The organism is Phytohabitans rumicis, from assembly GCF_011764445.1.
GTDB lineage: Bacteria > Actinomycetota > Actinomycetes > Mycobacteriales > Micromonosporaceae > Phytohabitans > Phytohabitans rumicis.
Map to the genome: position 1 here is coordinate 2,628,683 of NZ_BLPG01000001.1, position 18,763 is coordinate 2,647,445.

The 18,763-nt window shown below is 72.9% G+C and carries 16 protein-coding genes; 7 read left to right on the forward strand and 9 right to left on the reverse strand.

Going from position 1 to position 18,763, the window contains the following annotated elements; translation table 11 throughout:
* Positions 1-40: 40 nt before the first annotated feature.
* The 6 genes from Prum_RS11300 (at position 41) to Prum_RS11325 (ending at position 7,259) form a co-directional block, all read left to right on the forward strand.
* Complete coding sequence (locus Prum_RS11300) at positions 41-1,231, forward strand: thiolase family protein (RefSeq protein ID WP_173076260.1); 1,191 nt, start codon at positions 41-43, stop codon at positions 1,229-1,231.
* Positions 1,228-3,291, forward strand: coding sequence for a 3-hydroxyacyl-CoA dehydrogenase NAD-binding domain-containing protein (locus tag Prum_RS11305; protein WP_173076261.1), 2,064 nt, complete (start codon positions 1,228-1,230; stop codon positions 3,289-3,291). Before Prum_RS11300 ends, Prum_RS11305 begins: the two co-directional genes overlap by 4 nt.
* A gap of 147 nt (positions 3,292-3,438) precedes the next feature.
* The gene (locus Prum_RS11310) at positions 3,439-4,371 is read left to right on the forward strand and encodes an NAD-dependent epimerase/dehydratase family protein (protein WP_173076263.1); all 933 of its coding nucleotides are present in this window, start codon (positions 3,439-3,441) and stop codon (positions 4,369-4,371) included.
* A 332-nt stretch (positions 4,372-4,703) separates the two neighbouring features.
* Positions 4,704-6,245 (forward strand): hypothetical protein, encoded by a 1,542-nt coding sequence (locus Prum_RS11315; protein WP_173076265.1) that lies wholly within the window; start codon positions 4,704-4,706, stop codon positions 6,243-6,245.
* A gap of 85 nt (positions 6,246-6,330) precedes the next feature.
* Positions 6,331-6,540 carry a hypothetical protein gene (locus Prum_RS11320; protein WP_173076267.1) on the forward strand — a complete coding sequence of 70 codons (210 nt, stop codon included), beginning with the start codon at positions 6,331-6,333 and terminating at the stop codon, positions 6,538-6,540.
* Complete coding sequence (locus tag Prum_RS11325) at positions 6,531-7,259, forward strand: hypothetical protein (RefSeq protein ID WP_173076268.1); 729 nt, start codon at positions 6,531-6,533, stop codon at positions 7,257-7,259. The genes Prum_RS11320 and Prum_RS11325 overlap by 10 nt, the downstream gene beginning before the upstream one ends.
* Here the strand turns inward: Prum_RS11325 and Prum_RS11330 are convergent.
* From Prum_RS11330 to Prum_RS11350, 5 genes are all read right to left on the reverse strand, one after another.
* Positions 7,231-8,439, reverse strand: a complete 1,209-nt coding sequence (locus Prum_RS11330) for a sensor histidine kinase (protein ID WP_173076270.1) — start codon at positions 8,437-8,439, stop codon at positions 7,231-7,233. The genes Prum_RS11325 and Prum_RS11330 overlap by 29 nt on opposite strands.
* Positions 8,436-9,095 carry a response regulator transcription factor gene (locus Prum_RS11335; RefSeq protein ID WP_173076272.1) on the reverse strand — a complete coding sequence of 220 codons (660 nt, stop codon included), beginning with the start codon at positions 9,093-9,095 and terminating at the stop codon, positions 8,436-8,438. The genes Prum_RS11330 and Prum_RS11335 overlap by 4 nt, the downstream gene beginning before the upstream one ends.
* An 81-nt stretch (positions 9,096-9,176) precedes the next feature.
* Complete coding sequence (locus Prum_RS11340; protein WP_173076274.1) at positions 9,177-10,496, reverse strand: outer membrane protein assembly factor BamB family protein; 1,320 nt, start codon at positions 10,494-10,496, stop codon at positions 9,177-9,179.
* A 2-nt stretch (positions 10,497-10,498) separates the two neighbouring features.
* On the reverse strand, positions 10,499-11,758 hold the full coding sequence (locus Prum_RS11345) for an outer membrane protein assembly factor BamB family protein (RefSeq protein ID WP_218577205.1): 1,260 nt from the start codon (positions 11,756-11,758) through the stop codon (positions 10,499-10,501).
* On the reverse strand, positions 11,752-13,092 hold the full coding sequence (locus Prum_RS11350; RefSeq protein WP_173076278.1) for an outer membrane protein assembly factor BamB family protein: 1,341 nt from the start codon (positions 13,090-13,092) through the stop codon (positions 11,752-11,754). Before Prum_RS11350 ends, Prum_RS11345 begins: the two co-directional genes overlap by 7 nt.
* 325 nt (positions 13,093-13,417) lie before the next feature.
* Between Prum_RS11350 and Prum_RS11355 the strand changes: the two genes are divergently transcribed.
* Positions 13,418-14,731 (forward strand): hypothetical protein, encoded by a 1,314-nt coding sequence (locus Prum_RS11355; RefSeq protein WP_173076280.1) that lies wholly within the window; start codon positions 13,418-13,420, stop codon positions 14,729-14,731.
* Between the two features lie 239 nt (positions 14,732-14,970).
* Here Prum_RS11355 and dxs read toward each other — a convergent pair whose 3' ends face one another.
* From dxs to Prum_RS11370, 4 genes are all read right to left on the reverse strand, one after another.
* Positions 14,971-16,887: a 1-deoxy-D-xylulose-5-phosphate synthase gene (dxs, locus tag Prum_RS11360; protein WP_173076282.1), complete on the reverse strand. Its 1,917-nt coding sequence runs from the start codon at positions 16,885-16,887 to the stop codon at positions 14,971-14,973.
* Positions 16,888-17,022: 135 nt separating this feature from the next.
* Positions 17,023-17,295 carry a hypothetical protein gene (locus Prum_RS48790; protein WP_178132645.1) on the reverse strand — a complete coding sequence of 91 codons (273 nt, stop codon included), beginning with the start codon at positions 17,293-17,295 and terminating at the stop codon, positions 17,023-17,025.
* Complete coding sequence (locus tag Prum_RS48795; RefSeq protein WP_178132646.1) at positions 17,292-18,206, reverse strand: DUF8814 domain-containing protein; 915 nt, start codon at positions 18,204-18,206, stop codon at positions 17,292-17,294. The genes Prum_RS48790 and Prum_RS48795 overlap by 4 nt, the downstream gene beginning before the upstream one ends.
* Positions 18,207-18,348: 142 nt before the next feature.
* Positions 18,349-18,600 (reverse strand): hypothetical protein, encoded by a 252-nt coding sequence (locus Prum_RS11370; protein WP_173076284.1) that lies wholly within the window; start codon positions 18,598-18,600, stop codon positions 18,349-18,351.
* Positions 18,601-18,763: the final 163 nt, after the last annotated feature.

Below are 18,763 nucleotides of genomic sequence, written 5' to 3' on the forward strand. Positions count from 1 at the left end.
GCATCCCGGGCAGACGTAAAACCCCACGAGGAGGCCCGTCGTGCCCCGTCAAGTCCGGGATGTCGTCTTCGTCGACGGCGTCCGCACCCCGTTCGGCAAGGCGGGCGGCATGTACGCCAACACCCGCGCCGACGACCTGGTCATCCGCTGCATCCGCGAGCTGCTGCGGCGCAACCCCCAGCTCCCGCCCGAGCGCGTCGACGAGGTGGCCATCGCGGCCACCACGCAGATCGGCGACCAGGGGCTGACCATCGGCCGCACCGCGGCCCTGCTCGCCGGCCTGCCCAAGACCGTTCCCGGGTACGCCATCGACCGGATGTGCGCCGGCGCGATGACCGCGGTCACCACCGTCGCCGGCGGCATCGCCATGGGCGCGTACGACGTGGCGATCGCGGGCGGCGTCGAGCACATGGGCCGGCACCCGATGGGCGAGGGCGTCGACCCCAACCCGCGCATCCTGACCGAGAAGCTGGTCGACCCCTCCGCGCTCGTCATGGGCGCCACCGCGGAGAACCTGCACGACCGGGTGCCGCAGATCACAAAGGCCCGCGCGGACGCGTTCGGCCTCGCGTCGCAGGAGCGGACCGCCAAGGCGTACGCCGACGGCAAGATCCAGCCCGACCTGGTCACGGTGGCCGTGCGCGACCCGGAGACCGGGTGGGGTCTCGCCACCGTCGACGAGGCGCCCCGCGAGACCAGCCTGGAAAAGCTGGCCACGCTGAAGACGCCGTTCCGCGCGCACGGCAAGGTGACCGCGGGCAACGCCGCCGGCCTCAACGACGGCGCCACCGCCAGCCTGCTCGCCGCCGAGGACGTCGCCCGCGAGCTGGGCCTGCCGGTGGGGATGCGCCTGGTGTCGTACGGCTTCGTCGGCGTCGAGCCGGAGATCATGGGGTACGGCCCGATCCCGTCGACGGAGAAGGCGCTCCGCATCGCCGGGCTGTCCATCGAGGACATCGGCCTCTTCGAGCTGAACGAGGCGTTCGCCGTGCAGGTGCTGGCGTTCCTCGACCACTTCGGCATCGCCGACGACGACCCGCGGGTCAACCCGTGGGGCGGCGCGATCTCGGTCGGCCACCCGCTGGCGTCCTCCGGCGTACGGCTGATGACCCAGCTCGCGCGGCAGTTCGCCGAGCACCCCGAGGTGCGGTACGGCCTGACGGCCATGTGCATCGGCATCGGCATGGGCGGCACGGTCATCTGGGAGAACCCGGCGTGGGAGGGCAAGTGAGCACGGAGTTTCCGAACGAGGTCGTCACCAAGTCGCTCCTGCGCTTCGTCGACGTGCCCGGCCTCGACAAGCGGGCCGCACTGATCACATTGGACAACGGCTTCGACCACAAGAAGCCCAACTCCTTCGGCCCGGGCGGGCTGGCCAGCCTGGACGCCGCCATCACCGAGGCGCTGGCCGCCAACCCGGCGTTCATCGCGGTGACCGGCAAGCCGTACATCTTCTGTGTCGGCGCGGACCTCACCGGCCTGCCGCTGGTGACCGACCGCGAGCAGGCCCTGGAGGTCGGCCGGCTCGGCCACAAGGTGTTCGCGCGGCTGAAGGACAGCGCGGTGCCGACGTTCGCGTTCGTGAACGGCGCGGCCATGGGCGGCGGCCTGGAGCTGGCGCTGCACTGCCACTACCGGACGGTGTCCGGCGGCGCCGCGGCGGTCGGGCTGCCCGAGGTCCTGCTCGGCCTGGTGCCCGGCTGGGGCGGCACCCAACTGCTGCCCAACCTGATCGGCATCCCGGCCGCGGCCCAGGTGATCATCCAGAACCCGCTGATGCAGAACAAGATGCTCAGGCCGGCGCAGGTGGCCGAGCTGGGCATCGCCGACGTGCTCCTCGAGGCGGCCGACTTCCTGGAGCGGTCCCTGGAGTGGGCGGCCGGCGTCGTACGCGGGGAGGTGACCGTCACCCGGCCCGAGGTCGACAAGGACATGTGGGACGGCGTGCTGTTCTTCGCCCGCAAGACGCTGGACGAGCGGCTGCACGGCGCGGTGCCGTCCGCGTACCGGGCGCTTGACCTGCTCGCGCTCGCCAAGGACGCGCCGTTCGCCGACGGCACGGCCGCCGAGGACGAGGCCCTGGCCGACCTGGTGCTGAGCGAGGAGCTGCGCAGCGGCCTGTACGCCTTCGACCTGGTCCAGCGGCGCGCGAAGCGACCGGCCGGTGCGCCGTCGCCCGCGCTGGCCCGCGACGTGACCAAGGTCGGCGTCGTCGGCGCCGGGCTGATGGCGGGCCAGATCGGGCTGCTCTTCGCCCGCCGCCTCGAGGTGCCGGTCGTCCTCACCGACCTGGACCAGACCCGGGTCGACAAGGGCGTGGCGTACGTGCACGCCGAGATCGACAAGCTCGCCTCCAAGGGCCGGCTGGACGCGGGCAAGGCGGCCAAGCTGCGCGGCCTGGTGACCGGCTCGGTGGACAAGGGCGCCTTCGCCGACGCCGACCTGGTGATCGAGGCGGTCTTCGAGGAGCTCGGCGTCAAGAAGCAGGTCTGGGCCGAGGTGGAAAAGATCGTCTCGCCGGAGACGGTGCTGGCGACCAACACCTCCTCGCTCTCGGTGACCGCGATGGCCGCCGACCTGGAGCACCCCGAGCGGGTCGTCGGGTTCCACTTCTTCAACCCGGTGGCGGTCATGCCGCTGCTGGAGATCATCCGCGCCGACCGCACCGACGACGCCACGCTGGCCACCGCGTTCGCGGTGGGCAAGCAGCTGCGCAAGTCCTGCGTGCTGGTCAAGGACGCGCCCGCGTTCGTGTTCAACCGGCTGCTGACCCGCTTCCTCGGCGAGATCTTCGCGGCCGTGGACGAGGGCACCCCGCTGGACGTGGCGAACGAGGCGCTCGACCCGCTGGGCCTGCCCATGCGCCCGCTCCCGCTGCTCCAGCTCGTCGGGCCGGCGGTGGCGTACCACGTGGGCGGCATCCTGCACGCCGCGTTCCCGGACCGGTTCGCGGTCAGCGACAACCTCAAGCGGCTCGCCGAGGCCGGCCGGCCCCTCCTGGTCGACAACGAGGTCGACCAGGAGGTCGCTGCGCTGCTCGCGGTGGGCGACCAGCCGTCGACCGCCGAGCAGGTACGCCAGCGTGCGCTCGACGCGCTCGCCCAGGAGATCCGGCTCATGCTCGACGAGGGCGTGGTCGCCGAGGCGCAGGACATCGACCTGTGCCTGATCCTGGGCGGCGGGTGGCCGTTCCACCTGGGCGGCATCACCCCGTACCTGGACCGCACCGGCACGTCCGAGCGAGTGACCGGCCAACGCTTCCTGCCTCGCGGCGTCGCCAGCCTCGCCTAACCCGTGATCAAGGCGTCCTTCAAGTCGTTCTAGCGACTTGAAGGACGCCTTGATCACGGAGGGGTGGCCCGGCTCACATCACAGATGGCCGGGCTGCCTCGTCTCAGAGCTGAAGGACAAGTTCTTGAGACGGAGAAGGTGTTGGTCATGCGGGTATTCGTGGCAGGTGGAACCGGGGTCCTGGGGCAACGGCTCGTGCCGCAACTGGTGGACCGGGGCCACCAGGTGACGGCTACGACGACGGGCGCGGCCAAGCTGGGCCTGCTGGCGCGGTTGGGCGCGGAGGGCGTCGTGATGGACGGGCTGGACGCGGCGTCGGTCAGCGCGGCGGTGGCCGCGGCCCGGCCGGACGTGATCGTGCACCAGATGACCGCGATTTCCGTGACGCACGCCGGCAAGGCGGACATGAAGCACATGGATCGGTGGTTCGCCACCACCAACCGGCTGCGCACCGAGGCGACGGACAACCTGCTGGCCGCGGCCGAGGCGACCGGCGTGCCCCATTTCGTCGCGCAGAGCTACGCCGGCTGGAACGGGATCCGCGAGGGCGGTTGGGTCAAGACCGAGGAGGACCCGCTGGACCTGCACGAAGGGACGCCGGCGCACCCCGGGATGGTGGCGATCCGGCACCTCGAGGACGTGGTGGGCAAGGCGGACGGCGCGGTCCTGCGGTACGGCTGGCTCTACGGGCCGGGCGCCACCGACGACCTGGTCGAGCCCGTGCGCAAGCGGCAATTCCCGGTCGTCGGGGGCGGGCGCGGCCACACCTCGTTCGTGCACCTCGACGACGCGGCCAGCGCCACCGTCCTGGCCGTGGAGCAGCAGGCCCGGGGCCTGTTCAATATCGTCGACGACGAGCCGGCACCGGCCAACCAGTGGCTGCCCTACCTGGCGGAGTGTGCGGGGGCGAAGCCGCCGATGCGGGTCCCCGCGTGGCTGGCCCGGCCGCTGGCCGGGCAGGTCGCGGTGGCGGTCATGACCGAGGGGCGCGGCTTCTCCAACGCCAAGGCCAAGCGGGAGCTCGGCTGGACGCTGCGCTATCCGTCGTGGCGGCAGGGCTTCAAGGCAGAGTTGGCGTGAGACGTCTCGCGGTGAGGGTGAAGAAATCAAAAGATGTTGAGCTGCCGCGACGCGGTCCGGCGTCCGCATAGCGGTCCGCTCAAGTGTTTCCTGCAGAGAAGCAGAGCAAAGCGCTTCGGGACCGAACCCCACGTCGTACGCCGCCGCGAACCCACCGGCACCACCTGCCGGGTCGGTTGTGGACCGCGCAGGGTGAGGCCGCGGGAGCGACGGCACGGACCACGACGGACATCGCGGTAGCTCAGAATCTGATCCTGAACCTAACCTCAAATCTCCAGGACTTTTCCGAACCGGGGAAGGGGGCGGAAGGCGACACGGATACGGTGTCCTTAGTGTCCACACGGTTCCGGATCGCCTGGTTGCTGCGCTCGCTGCGACGGCATGCGCAGGATCCCGTGCTGCGCAACGGGCGCCGGTTCGCCGCGGCGTTCCCCAGCGGGATCGAGGGTGAGGTCGCGGGCGGCATCAACCCCAGCCAGGTCACGCGCTGGGAGACCGGGCAGACGCCGGTCACCTATCGCGTGCTGCGCGGCTACGAGCGGCTGCTGGGTCTGGGCCGGCGCAGCCTGGTCACGCTCGTCGACAGCACCGTCCGCTTCGAGCAGGGCGTCATCGGCGCGCCACCGCTCGGCCGTCCGGCGGTGCCCGACGAGGCGGTACGCCAGCGGCGGCTGCTCGACCTCGTGGAGCGCGCCGACTCGCCCGCGCCGATGCACAGCCGCGACTGGGACGACCTGACCGCGCTGCTGTCCGGCTGGCGGTACCCGTGCCTGCGCGACCGGGACTGGGAGCAGCTCACCGGGCGCCTCGCCACCGAGCTGTACGTCAGCGAGGGCCACGCCTGGCTGCGCCGTCAGGAGGCGCTCTTCCGGCTGCTCGGCCACCCGAGCGGCGGGCGGATCGCGATCGCGACCTGCGCCGGGCTGCTGGCCGACCCGACCAACCCCGGTTGCGGCGACATCCTGCTCACCCTCGACGGCGTCCGGGAGGAGAGCGCCAGCGGGCTCGTGCTGCGCCAGTTCCAGGCGGCCAGCGGCGGCGAGGCGCAGCACCGGGCCGCCGTGGTGAGCCTGCAGAAGCTCAAGCTCGGCCACTTCCGCGGGCGGCACCTGGACACGCTGGTCACGCACGCCACCGAGCTGGTGACGCTGCCGCAGTTGCACGGCACGCTGCGGGTGATGGCGGCCGAGCTGCTGCGGATCGTGCCCCACCCGCACCGGGCCGCGCGGGAGCAGCTGCGCCGGGCCGCGGACGCCCACCGCTCGGTCGCGGCGGTGTCGCGTACCGGGCGGCTGCACGCGAGCCGGGCGGCGGCGACCGTGCCGGACGGCGACCCGGTCCTGGGCGCGCTGGTGGAAGACCTGCTGCACCAGCCGGACGTGAGCCGGCGGTTCTTCGCCGCCCAGTGGCTGGCGCTCAGCCCGTACGGGCGACCGCTCGGCCGGCAGCTCGCCGCCGAGTTGCGCCGGCCGGAGGTGATGCGCGACGAGGTAACCGCCCCGGTGCACCTGGAGGCGCTGACGATCCTGGGCAGCCCCGCCGAGCGCCCGCTCGGCGAGCGGCTGCTCGTCTCCCCCGGGCTGCCGGCGAGCGTACGGGTGAGCGCCGCCCGGGCGCTGACGCACATGCCGGGCCGCAGCGCGGACGCGTTCTGGCGGCGCGCGCTGGCACACCACCGGGCGGCCTGGCACCGCATGCCGTCGCCGGGCGTGGCCGCGGTTTTGGACCACCTCGTGTACGCCGCCGGCAGCACGCAGAACCACGGGATGCTGCGCGACGTGGCCGCAGACCCGTCGCTGCCCGCCACGATGCGGTCGGTCGCGCGCTGGTGGTGCCGCCACCCGGACCTGGCGCCGGCGGGCGTCGAGACCTGAGCACCTCAGCGGAGGCGGATTGCGCGGCCGGGACTCACAAGCAACATCCCGACCGTACGGCAGCCACCGCCGCTACGTTCGCCGCATGAGCGCGCGTCGGCCTCCCGCTCGTGACGGGATCCAGCCCGCCACGGCCGGCGCCGCGCTCCCTCCTGCCCTGCGCACCCTGCCCGGCGCCACCGAGGCCGAGCTGCACGCCCGGATCGAGCGCTACCTGAGCTGGGCCGGCCTCGTCTGGGGGCCGGCCCCAATCCTCCCTACCGGACCAGCGTCGCCGGGTTTCCGGTGCGGTTGAGCCCGCGCCGCAAGGCGGTGGCGGTCGTCGTGCCGGTGGCGCACGACGTACGGCCGGAGGAGCTCACCGACGCGCAGGCCCCGGCGCTCGCGGGCGCGGGTGGCGCGCTGCTGCGCCTCGTGCCGGCCGTCGCGGGGTGGAACCTGGTGGCCACCACCGTCGTACCGGCGGAGCCGCTGCACCTGGTGGACCTCGATCACGCGGTCAAGACCACCGTGGCCCGCGCCATGGCGGCACCGGCCCTCGGCGGGCGCCCCGCGCGGGACGGACCGCCGGCAGCCCTGCCACCGGTACGGCGGGACACCGGCGACCCGTTGCTGGACCCGACCAAGGAGCGCGACTTCCAGCGCGTCGTGGCCTCGCTGGAGGCGCTCGACGTGCCGGTCGACCGGTACCAGTGGGGGCCCGGCATCGCGCACGTCGCGTCCGGGCCGCTGCTCGTCCGGCTGGACGCCGGCCGGAGCGTTCCGGTGCTGTCGATCGACCTGCTGCTCGGCGGGGTCGACCCGGCCATGGCCACCGCCGCCAACGTCCGCCGCCTGCTCAGCCCGCCGAACGCCGCGGGCCGGCTGGCGCTGCGCCGGGGCGGCGACGGCCTGTACCTCACCCGCTGCGCCGAGGTGGTGTTCTGCGAGACCGCGCACGGCAACCTGCGCGCGGTGCTGGCCGACCTGTACGCCGCCGGGCCGACTACGACGCCTGTGGTACCGCCGCCTTAGCCGCGACCACCGGGGTGGTGTCCGCCGCCGGGAGCGTGACCGTGACCTCCAGCCCGCCGCCCTCCTGGGCCGCGGCGGTCACCGTCCCGCCGTGGGCGTCGCACACCGCCCGTACGATGGACAGCCCCAAGCCCGAGCCCCGCGCGCCGGTGCGTTCGCGACCGCCGCGCCGGAAGGGCTCGAAGAGCCCGGGCACGTCGACCTGGTCGACCTCGAAGCCGGTGTTGCCCACGACCAGCCACGCCGCGGCCGCGTCCGAGCCGGTACGCGCCCACACCTTGCCGTGCAGGTGGTTGTAGCGGATCGCGTTCTCGATCAGGTTGCCGGCGAGCCGGTCGAGCAGGCTGGGGTCGCCCACGACGGGCGCCGGCTCCAGCGAGGTGGTCACGGTCAGCTTCAGCCGGTCGGCCTCGCCGCGCACCGCGGAGAGCGCGTTCGTGGCCGCGGTGGCGAGGTCGGCGGGCACCTTGCGGGCCAGCCGCCGCCCGGACTGGGCCTCGCTGCGCGCCAGCACCAGCAGCGCGTCGACCAGGCCGTTGGCGCGCTCCGAGGCGTCCCGGACGACCGTGGCCATCCGGCGGTACTCGGCCACGTCGGCCTCGTCGTCGGCCAGCGTCACGTCGATCTCGGTACGCATGACGGCCAGCGGCGTACGCAGCTCGTGCGAGGCGTTGGCCACGAACCGCTTCTGCGCCTCGAACGCCTCGCCCAGCCGGTCCAGCATCGCATCGAACGTGCCCGCCAGCTCGGCCACCTCGTCGTCCGCGCCGGAGTAGCGGATGCGCTGGTCGAGGGTCTCCCCGCCGAGCCGCTGCGCGGTCGACGTCACCTGGTGCAGCGGGCGCAGCGCGCGGCCGGCCACCGCGTACGCCCCGGCCACCCCGACCACGCTGATCGCCAGCAGCGCGACCAGGCCCTTGGCCAGCAGCTCCCGCGAGGCCGCGTCGACCACCTGGTCCTGCCAGTCCCGGGCGTCCAGTTCCTGCCCGTTCGCGAGGGTCACCGTGGTGCCCGCGCTGAGCTCGTCGGCGGGGTGCAGCGCGTCGCCGACGAGCAACCAGGCCAGCACCACCAGGATCGCGCCGGCACCGACCAGCAGCACGCCGTTGAGCACGGTCAGCCGCAGCCGCAGCGTCGGCCGCAGCCGATGCCGGCCGGGCCGGCCCGAGTACACCGTCATGCCGTCACCCGGTAGCCGGCGCCGACGACCGTCTCGATCAACGGCGGGTCGCCGATCTTCTTCCGCAGCGTCATGACCGTCACCCGCACGGTCGTGGTGAACGGGTCCGTGTTCGCGTCCCAGACCCGTTCCAGCAGCTCCTCGCTGGAGACCACAGCGCCGCGGGCCTTGAGCAGCTCCTCCAGCACGCCGAACTCCTTGCGGGTCAGGTCGACGGCCGCGCCGGCCCGGGTGACGACCCGCTTGGCCGGGTCGAGCACCAGGTCGGCGACCGCCAGCACCGGCGGCGCCGCTGGCGTGGCCCGCCGGCCCAGCGCCTGCACCCGGGCCACCAGCTCGTCGAACGCGAACGGCTTCGGCAGGTAGTCGTCCGCGCCCAGTTGGAGCCCCTCCACGCGGTCGGCGACGGTGCCGCTCGCGGTCAGCATCAAGACCCGGGTCAAGGCGCCCGACGACACCAGGTCCGCGCAGATCTGATCGCCGTGGATCCCGGGCAGGTCACGATCGAGTACGACAACGTCGTACCGGGTCACGAACGCCATCTCGTGGCCGGTGGACCCGTCGTACGCCAGATCCACGGCCATGCCCTGCCGGCGCAGGCCGCGCGCGATCGCGTCGGCCAGATTGCGCTCGTCCTCGACCACCAGGACCCGCACGGCAGCCACCTCCGTTCGTTGTGCCAGGACAGCCTCCGTCAGGGGGCGTTAAGCCCATGTGAGCCAACGTAACCCGACCGGTCACGCCCCCATGATCGGACGCCACACGCCGACCGTCGCGTTGAGTCGCCGGCAGAGTACGGCGTCCGCCCACACCTCGCAGTCGCCGGTGACGTCGCCGACCACGCCGAAGACGCGGGCCGCGCCGGTGGCCGGATCGAGCCGGGCGAACCAGGCCCGCGCCGTGGCCAGATCGGAGCGCATGCCGATCAACTGCCCGGCGCTGTCCGGCGGGCCGATCACGCTCCAGATGCCCAGCTCGCCCACCTGGGCGCCGGTGGCCGGGTCGAGGACGACCAGCGGCACCTCGGACTCCCGGCCGCGCGCCCCGGAGATCAGGTAAGCGCCGGCCCGCACGACGAACGACCAGTCCGGGTCGGACCACAGGATCCGGCCGGTGGCCGGGTCGAGCACCCGCACCCCGCCGATGTGGGAGACCACGCACACCGTTTCGCCGCAGTTCGGCGAGATGTACTCGGTGGCCAGGTCGATCGGGGACCTCCAGCGCAGCTCCAGCCGGGTCAGCCCGTACGCCGACACCACCGGCCCGCCCTCGCGCACCAGCATCAGGTCGCCGGCGAACTGCACGTAGCTGGCCGGCTCGTTCGGCAGGCGCGCGGGCAGCAGGTCGGCGCTCACCAGCACCCGCCCGTCCTCGGCGTCGCGCACCTCGACGAGCCCGGACGGCAGCAGCGTCACCACGTGGGTGGGCGCGTCGTCCACGTACCGGTAGGAGAGCCAGGCCCCGGTCGGCACCCGGTACGACCAGCGCACCACCCCGGTCACCGGGTCGACGGCCTCCAGCACCTCGGTGCCCGTACCGGCGGTGGGGGCGCCGTCCGGCGACGTCCAGAGCAGCACGTGCCCGCGCGGCGTGACGCCCTCGAAGAGCGCCCGGCGGCGCCACGACACGGTGCCGGTGTCCTCCCGGATCGACACGCTCTCCACCTGCTCCAGCAGCTCCGGCTGGGTGCTGATCAGCATCTGCCCGGACGCCAAACCGACGCCCCGCAACGCCCCCTTCAGCGGCAGCGGCGCCTCCCACAGCAGGCGCGCGTCCGGCAGCCCGTACGCCGAGATGGTCCGCGTGTCGGCGGGCACGGCGCGGTCGTTCGTGACGACGTAAAACCGGTCGCCCACCGCGAACGAGGTGTCGCCGAGCCGGGCCGGGATGGTGGCCTCGGTCAGCGGCACCGGCAGTGGGGTGGCCGGCCCCAGGAGCACGGCGAGCGCCGCCAGGCCGGCCAGCGCCCAGCCGAACCGGGGCCGCGCCGGCTCCGGCTCGACGGGCGGCGAACCGTGCCCCACCTCGCCAAGATCGATGACGCCGATCACTGCCACGGTTACAGTTTGCGCCGCGGAGCCCACACTCCGACAGATCCGTCGCCGCGCCGGCAGACCACCGCGCTCGGCGCGACAGCGCAGCCGAAGACGTCGGTGGCCACGCCCAGGACCACGGTCCGGCGCGCGTCCGCGTCGAGCCACCCGACCCAGGCCCGGTTGGTGCTGGGCTCGGGGCGCACGCCCAGCACCCGCGGGCCGGCCAACCGCGGCGTCTGCCACTGCCCGAAATCGGCCACCTCATGACCGTTCGCCGGGTCGAGCACCCCCACCCGCGGCGGATCCTCCAGACCGTACGCGATCAGGTACGGCCCGAGCGGCTCCATGGAGCCCCAGCCGTCCACCCCCCACCGGGTCCGGCCGGTGGCGGCGTCGAGCACCCGGACCCCGTTCGGCGACCGGCTCACGCACAGGTTTCCCTGGCCGCACTCGCCGCTGACGAACTCCAGCTCCAGGTTGACGTCCGCCTGCCACCGGCGTTCGAGCCGGTCCAGGTCGTACGCCGTGACGATCGGCCGCTCACCATCCCATCCGGCGATCAGCAGCACGTCGCCGACCACCTGCACGGCCGACTGGGGATCGGCGGCCGGCAGCTTGGCCGAGGCCAGCTCGGTCCCGGTGTTGTCGTCGTACACCCACGCCTGGCCGGACGTGGCCCACCGCACGAGCCGGCCACGGGTGGACGTCACCGTGTCGTCCGCCGGGATCGTCAGCGACCACCGCGGCGCGCCGTCCCGCACCGCGACGCTCTCGATCCGATTCGCCCTCTCTCCGGGGCGGTAGTCCCCCATCAGCACCGTCCCCGCGGCGCGCGGCTCGAACCACCCCGGGCGCCGCCACAGCACCTGGCCGGTGTCCGTCCGGATGGCGACGGTCTCGATCGCCGCGGTCTCCATCAGCACGAGGAGCATTCCGTCCACAACGGACATCCAGCGCAGCGGTCCGCCCGGGTTCAGCGACACCTTCCAGGCGAGCCGGGCCTCGGGCAGCCGGTACATCGCGATCGTCCGCTCGCCGGGGTCCACCACGGCGGCGTCCGGCGTCGTCAGGAAGAGCGCGTCGCCGTCCACGGTGAAGCCCGTACCGGTGGGCACCGGGATCGTGACGTCGACCAGCCCACCGCGTACCGGCGAAGCGGCACCCACGGCGGCGAGGAGCGCGATCACCGCGACCACGGCGGCGGCCGTGCGGCGCCGCCGCCGCGACCAGCGCGGCGGATCGACGACCGGCGCGTCCCGCGCCTCCCCCAGGTCGATCACCATACGGATGCGATCCCCCGCTCCACCCGCCGGTTCCGCTTCTTAGTGGTACGTCCAGATGCGCAACTGGTCTGTCGGCGCGCGGCACACCACGCTCTCCGTGCCGGGCACGCAGTCCCACACACGGTACGGCAGGACGCCCAGCATCCGGGGGCCTCGGTGTGTGGTGCGGCGATCGACAGCCAGGTCTGCTCGCCCCTGCCCCGGGCCACCGCGACCAGCCCGGTGCCCTCGCTCACCGCCACCGACGTCTCCCAGCCGGCCAGGTCGAAGAGGGTGCGCCCGCTGTCCGGCTCGACGGCGGCCAACCCGGCGCCCGGCGCCGACGCCACCAGCACCCCGCCCGCTTCGAAGACCGCGTCGGCGCCCGCCACCGCCCAGCCGAGGGCGCCGGTCGCCGGGTCGATGGCCTCGATGCCGCCGGACGTGCCGGTACAGATCCACCGGCCACAGGCGCTGATCCGGCGCCCCTCCTCCTCGGCGACGGCCCGGGTCCAGCGGGGTTCGAGCGTGTTCCGGTCATAGGCGGCGATGCCCACCGAACCGGACGTGTCCTGGTACCCCAGCACGACCGTGTCGCCGGCCGTCACGGCGAAGCTCGGCCCGGCTCCCGGCGGCGGCACCACCCGGGACGCCCGCAGCGCGCCACTGTGGGCGTCGCGCAACTCGACCCGGCCGTCGCCGGTCAGCACCATGGCCCGCCCGTCGCCGACCGGCCGGATCGTCGCCGACACCGGGTACGCGGCTTCCCACAGCTCCTGCCCGGTACGCAGGTCGACCGCCCGCACCGTCGAACCGGCCGGCGCCGGCAGCCGGGGCGACCAGCCGCCCACCAGCCCGGTACGCCCGTCCGCCACGACCACCCGTACCGGCAGGGACCACAGCACCCGCCCGGTCTCGGCGTCCATCGCGGTGGTGGGCGTCGAGATGCCCTCGCCGGCCACCAACCCGGTGATCAGCACGAGACCGTCCGCCGCCTGGAGGTCGACCACCTGCTCGACGCTCGACTCGTACGGCGCCGTCCACAGTGGACGCCCACTGGGCAGCTCGTACGCCGACAGCAACCACCGATGCTCCGCCGGCTGGCCGGTGCTCTCCGTCGTGGCCGCCGACACGTACAGCCGGTCACCGAGCACGACAAAGTCGGTACGCGGCTCCAGCGCGTAACTGGCCGTGGGCACGAGGACCGGTCCCGGAGCGGGCGCCGACGCGGCAACGGCGAGCAGCAGGCCGGCGCAGACGGCGTACGTCAACGGGCGCAACACCCGGGACGGCCGCCACCAGTCGCGCAGTCGCGTAGCCGGCGCCTCCCGCTCGTACCCGAGATCGATAACCACGCAATAAAGCGTGCCACGCCCTCCCCCACTCCCCCTCCCGCGCGCATCGCGGCCCTCCCCGCGCGGCCCGCGGCGCGCTCCGCGCGCCCTTCTCCGCGGCCCCGGCGCGCTCCGCGCGCCCCCCTCCGCGCGCCCTTCTCCGCGGGCCCGGCGCGCTGCGCGCGCCCCCCTCTGCGCGTCGATCAAGGGCATACGGCCGTGGTTTGATCTCTAATCCGCGACCGTTTGCCCTTGATCGACGCAAAAGTCCTTGATCGAGGTCGGGCTGGGCGGGTTGGATGTTGGCACATCCTGATCGTGTCCCGTAACCAAGGCCGATCCGTGGATGGGTAACGTCCGTGGCTGGCAGACGGCGAGGGGAGACGCGGTGGCGTACGGCCAGACGAGCGTGAACGGGCGGAGTCCCACGGTGGCGACCCTCGACGCGGCGCTGGAGCGGGCGGTGCGCCGTGCCTCGGTGATGCGGCAGGGCTTCTACGTGGTCGTCCTGCTCGTGGCACTCGCCGGCCAGGTGTCCGGCGCGGTGGAGGCGCTGGGCATCCCGCTGGCCGCCGCGATTCCGGCGGTCGCCGCGCTGGAGTTGGGCGGCATCGTCGTGCTGGCCAACGCCGACGTGCGCCGCCGGCTCGGCGAGCGGGCCATCGGCTCCCGGCTGCTGTCGGCGGCGATCGCGGTGGGCGCGGTCGCCTTCAACTGGCTGGCGCACGACGACCACCTGCTCGGCGGCTTCTTCGCCGGAATGTCCGCGCTCGGCTACCTGGTGTGGCTGACGCACACGGAAAACCAGCGCCGCGACCGGCTACGCGCCACCGGCGACCTGCCGCCCACCACGCCGGCGTACGAGGTCGTCGGCCACTGGCTGCGCCACCCGTGGCTGACCAACCGCGCGAAGTCGCTCGCCAAGGCCAACCCCGACCTGGGCCTGTACGGCTCGATCGCGGCCGCGCAGGACGAGATCAGGCGCAACCGGCGCCGCCGCGCCATCGCCAAGGTGCTGCACCGCAAGATCCGCGCGGCCGTGGACCCGACGACCGCCGACATCGCCCTTGCCGTGTACGACCTAGAGGAGATCGCCGGACGGCTGGCGAGCCAGGCGGACTACGACGGACTGACCGCACTGATCGCCGCCGACCTGGCACCCGCTCGGCTCGCCCCGTCCCCGTCGTCGTTGGCGACTTCTGAGCCCGCGCCGTCGCCTGCCGACACCTCCGCATCCGAGCAGGTTGAGCCCCCGTCGGCGGCGCTGACCGAGACGACCGACCAGTTCCGGGTGCTCGCCGCGGTACGGCGCGAACTGGAAGAGTTGCAGGCACCCGGCCGCAGCCAGGGACCCAGCTCACCCCGGCGGCGCCCCCGAACGCCCGAGCCGCCCGCTCCGGCGCCGTCCACCCCGCTGGCCGACGAAGAGCCGGAGCCGGTGTCCCGTACCGCCCGGCGGGACCGGTCGCTGCGCAGCCGTGTCCACGCCGCGCTCGACCGGCACGCACCCGTGGACGGACGGGGCGACAGCACCCAGCTCGTCGACCTGGTCACCGACGTACTCCAACTCGACGACGTCGAGCGGATCAGCGCCGCCACGTACGTACAGACGTGGCAGCGGGACGCCGGTGTGCCTATCCCGCAGCAGGCCCGCCCGTAACGCGTGCGCCGCGACCGACCCGACCCCGCTACCCCTGAGTAGGGCGCAGTCGCCCGTGTGGCGCCCGCACCCGCCGGTCGTCCGCTCCCCACCGCTGGCCGTCCGTCGATCAAGGACTTTCGCGTCGATCAAGGGCAAACGGTCGTGGATCGGAGATCAAAGCACGACCATACGCCCTTGATCGACGCCAAAACCGCCGACGGCGCGACGCCGAGAGGTGGGAGCGGCGAGGGAAGGGGTTAGGCGCGGGTGGCTAGGTCGGGGTGGGTGGCGGGCTCTTCCAGGCGAGAGAGCCAACCGGTGACCTCGCGGGCCACGTCCTGGGCGGTCAGGCCCAGGTCGGCCAGGATCTGGGCGCGGCTGCCGTGCGGGTGCCAGTCCTGCGGTACGCCGATGTCGCGCAGCGGTACGTCCACGTCGGCGTCGCGTAGCGCCTTGGCCACCGCGTCGCCGACGCCGCCGGTGCGTACGCCGTCTTCCACTGTCACGACGAGCCGGTGGTCGCGCGCGAGGGTCACCAGTTCCGCCGGCACCGGGCGCACCCAGCGCGGGTCGACGACGGTCACGCCGTACCCGTGCTCGGCGACCCGGGTGGCCACGTCGACGCCGAGCTGGCCGAACGCGCCGACCGCGACCAGCAGCACGTCCTTGCGGGGCGACTCCACCAGCACGTCGACGGTGCCCACGCGCCGGACCGCGGGGAGGTCAACAGCCACCGAGCCGGTCGGGAAGCGCAGCACGGTCGGGCCGTCGTCGACCGCGACCGCCTCGCGCAGCTCCTCGCGCAGGGTGGCGGCGTCGCGCGGCGCGGCGATGCGCAGGCCGGGCACCACCCCGAAGACCGACATGTCCCAGATGCCGTAGTGGCTGGGCCCGTCGGGGCCGGTGATGCCGGCGCGGTCGAGCACGAAGGTGACGGGCAGCTTGTGCATGGCCACGTCGAGCAGGACCTGGTCGAAGGCCCGGTTCAGGAATGTCGCGTACACGGCCACCACCGGGTGCAGGCCGCCGAGCGCCAGGCCGGCCGCCGAGGTGGCGGCGTGCTGCTCGGCGATGCCCACGTCGTACACCCGCTCGGGGTACTTGCGGGCCAGCGTGGCGATGCCGGTCGGCTCGGCCATCGCGGCGGTGATGCCGACGATGTCAAGCCGCTCGTCGGCGATCGCCACCAGTTCGTCGGCGAAGACGTGCGTCCACTTCACCGAGGGCGCGGCGAGCAGCTTGCCGGTCTCCACGTCGAACGCGCTGGGACCGTGCAGGCAGTCGGCCTCGTCCTCTTCGGCCGGGCGGTAGCCGTACCCCTTGCGAGTGACCGCGTGGACGATGACCGGGCCCCCGAAACCCTTCGCACGGCGGAAGGCCGACTCGACGGCGGCCACGTCGTGGCCGTCGATCGGGCCGACGTACTTGATGCCGAGGTCCTCGAACATGGCCTGCGGCGCGACCGCGTCCTTGATGCCGGTCTTGACCGCGTGCAAAACCTCGTACATCGGGCGGCCGACCACCGGCGTCGCGCCGAGTGTGTCCTTGACCACGTCGAGGACCCTTTCGTAGCCGGGGTTGAGCCGCAGCCGGGACAGGTGGTCGGCGAGGCCACCGATGGTCGGCGCGTACGAGCGGCCGTTGTCGTTGACAACGATGACTAGCGGATTGCGCGCCGCGGCGATGTTGTTGAGCGCTTCCCAGCACATGCCGCCGGTCAGGGCGCCGTCGCCGACGACGGCGACGACCTGCCGCGCCTCACCCCGCAGCGCGTACGCCTTGGCCAGCCCATCCGCGTACGACAGCGCGGTCGAGGCGTGTGAGTTCTCGATGATGTCGTGGTCGCTCTCGGCCTGGTTGGGATAGCCGGAGAGGCCGCCGCGCTGGCGGAGCTGGTCGAAGCCGGCCTGCCGCCCCGTCAGCATTTTGTGGACATATGCCTGATGTCCGGTATCGAACAGGAAGCGATCCATGGGCGAGTCGAAGACCCGGTGCATGGCCAGCGTCAGCTCCACCACGCCGAGGTTGGGCCCCAGGTGGCCGCCGGTGCGCGACACCTTGGCCACGAGGAAGTCGCGGATCTCCGCAGCGAGCAGCGTCAGCTCATCGGCCGACATCCGCTTGACGTCCTGAGGACTACGGATCGTGCTCAGAAGACCAAACTCAGCGCTCATGACCGCCGAGTCTATCGAGGCCAGCACCGCGCCGCGCCGGACTCTGTGTCGAAGACGTGAAGGCTCTGGGGATGATTCGACAAGGTCAGCGGGGCACCAAGCCTGACTGGCCGGTCAGGATTGGCGCCGCCTCGCTCAGCAGGTCGGTGCGACTTGCCCGTCCGAGCCGGTGTACATGTAGGCGTCCGAGACGAAGTACCCCGGAGCCAGCCGGTCCCAGAGGTTCGTCGTGCCGTACGTCCCGGTGACCGTGTCGCCGCGCACCTGGCACTCGATGATCGGCCGGGCGTAGTTGGCGGCCAGCCCCACCACCGCGTTGCTCACCCGGGGTCCACTGCGGACGTTCACCGGCCCGCCCGCCGTGCGCACCGTTCCGCGTACACCCGTGCCCGTCCACAGGTACGTCACGGTGACCCACGCGTTGTCGTCAGCAGCAGCCCGTCCCAGAAGGTGCCGTCGGCCAGGTCGATGCCGGCCGGGTTGGCCACCGTCCGCCCAAACTGGTCCTTGCCGCCGTTGTACCCAACCTCGTACGCCGCCTGCGCCTCCGGCCTGCCCTGCGGCAGGTCCGTCCACGACGGGCGCACCGAGGGCGGGTTCCAGTAGTCGTCGGTGGTGTTCCACGGGCCGACGTCCCAGACCGGCGCCCACTCGCAGCGGCCGGACGCGGCGCACACCCGTACCGTGTAGTCGCCCGTGTCGCGCGGTGCCAGGCCCCGGCGCGACGGCAGCGCCACGAAGTGGTCCCGGCTGGTGATCACGTGGCCGTTGGCGGTGGTGCCGCCGACGAGCCCTTCGCGCGTCGCGTAGACGCGGTAGGTGTTGCCGAGCGCGAGCGGAGCCACCGCCGACTCGGCCCGCCCGGCGGTCAGCCGGACGCCGCGCACCGATGGCGTCGCGCCGGCCGCCCCGAACAGGCCGACCCGCACCTGCACAGCCGTCGTGTCGGGCAGCGTCGCCGGCGCCTCCGTCCACTCCGACCACCGCTGCGCGCCGAGCAGGGCACGCACCTCGACACTCACCGCCATACCGGCCGGGGTGGCTGCGACAACGTTGGCGCGTACCAGGTTGACCGGTTGCGCCGTGGCGTGCACGCGCCCGACCAGGTAGCCGCCCACCTGCCCGGTCCCCGCGCTCGCCGGACCGGCTCGCCCGCCGGCGAGCGTCAGACCTGCGGTGGACCAGACAACGTTGGCATCATCACCGTCCACTGTGTACAGCATCAGATCCCACGCGCCGCCCGCCACCGCCGCGGCCGGCGCCGGGTGCGCCGCGACAAGACCAATCTCCTCCCCAGGAATGCGACGAATCCCCAGCATGGGGGGATCGACCTACATCGCTGATACAAAAACGTGCCTCACCCATCCGACTGACAAATCGGACAGAACCTACCATTAGTCCTGTACGCTCAGTGACATGTCCGCTGCTCCCCCGGGACATCGAGCGCGCCGTCCCGATGGGTCAGCCGTCGGCCAGGCGCTCGCGATGGTCGTCATCCTGCTGCTCTGCCTGCCGCTTTTGCCGCTGATCCTGGTAGTCGTAGCCGTCATCCGCGTACGCGACAGCATCACGGCCCGCCGCTCCGTACGCGCCGCTCCCGCTCGCCCGTTCCACGGCGCGCCCGCCTTCCCCGCCGATCCGGGCCACAAACACGTGGCCTGACCCAGTTGCCACCCCGGCGCCGGCCTCCGCCCCGACCACGGCGTCGATCATGAAGTTAGCGCCCCCGAGAGCGCTTTCCCCCGACGACAACTCCATGATCACCGCAGGCTGGCGCCGATCTAGGAGTTATCGTGGGTATAAATCGGACTCGATACCCACGATAAGTCCTAGATCGGCGCCGGTCGCTTCGGCGACACCCGAGAATCCTTAGCCG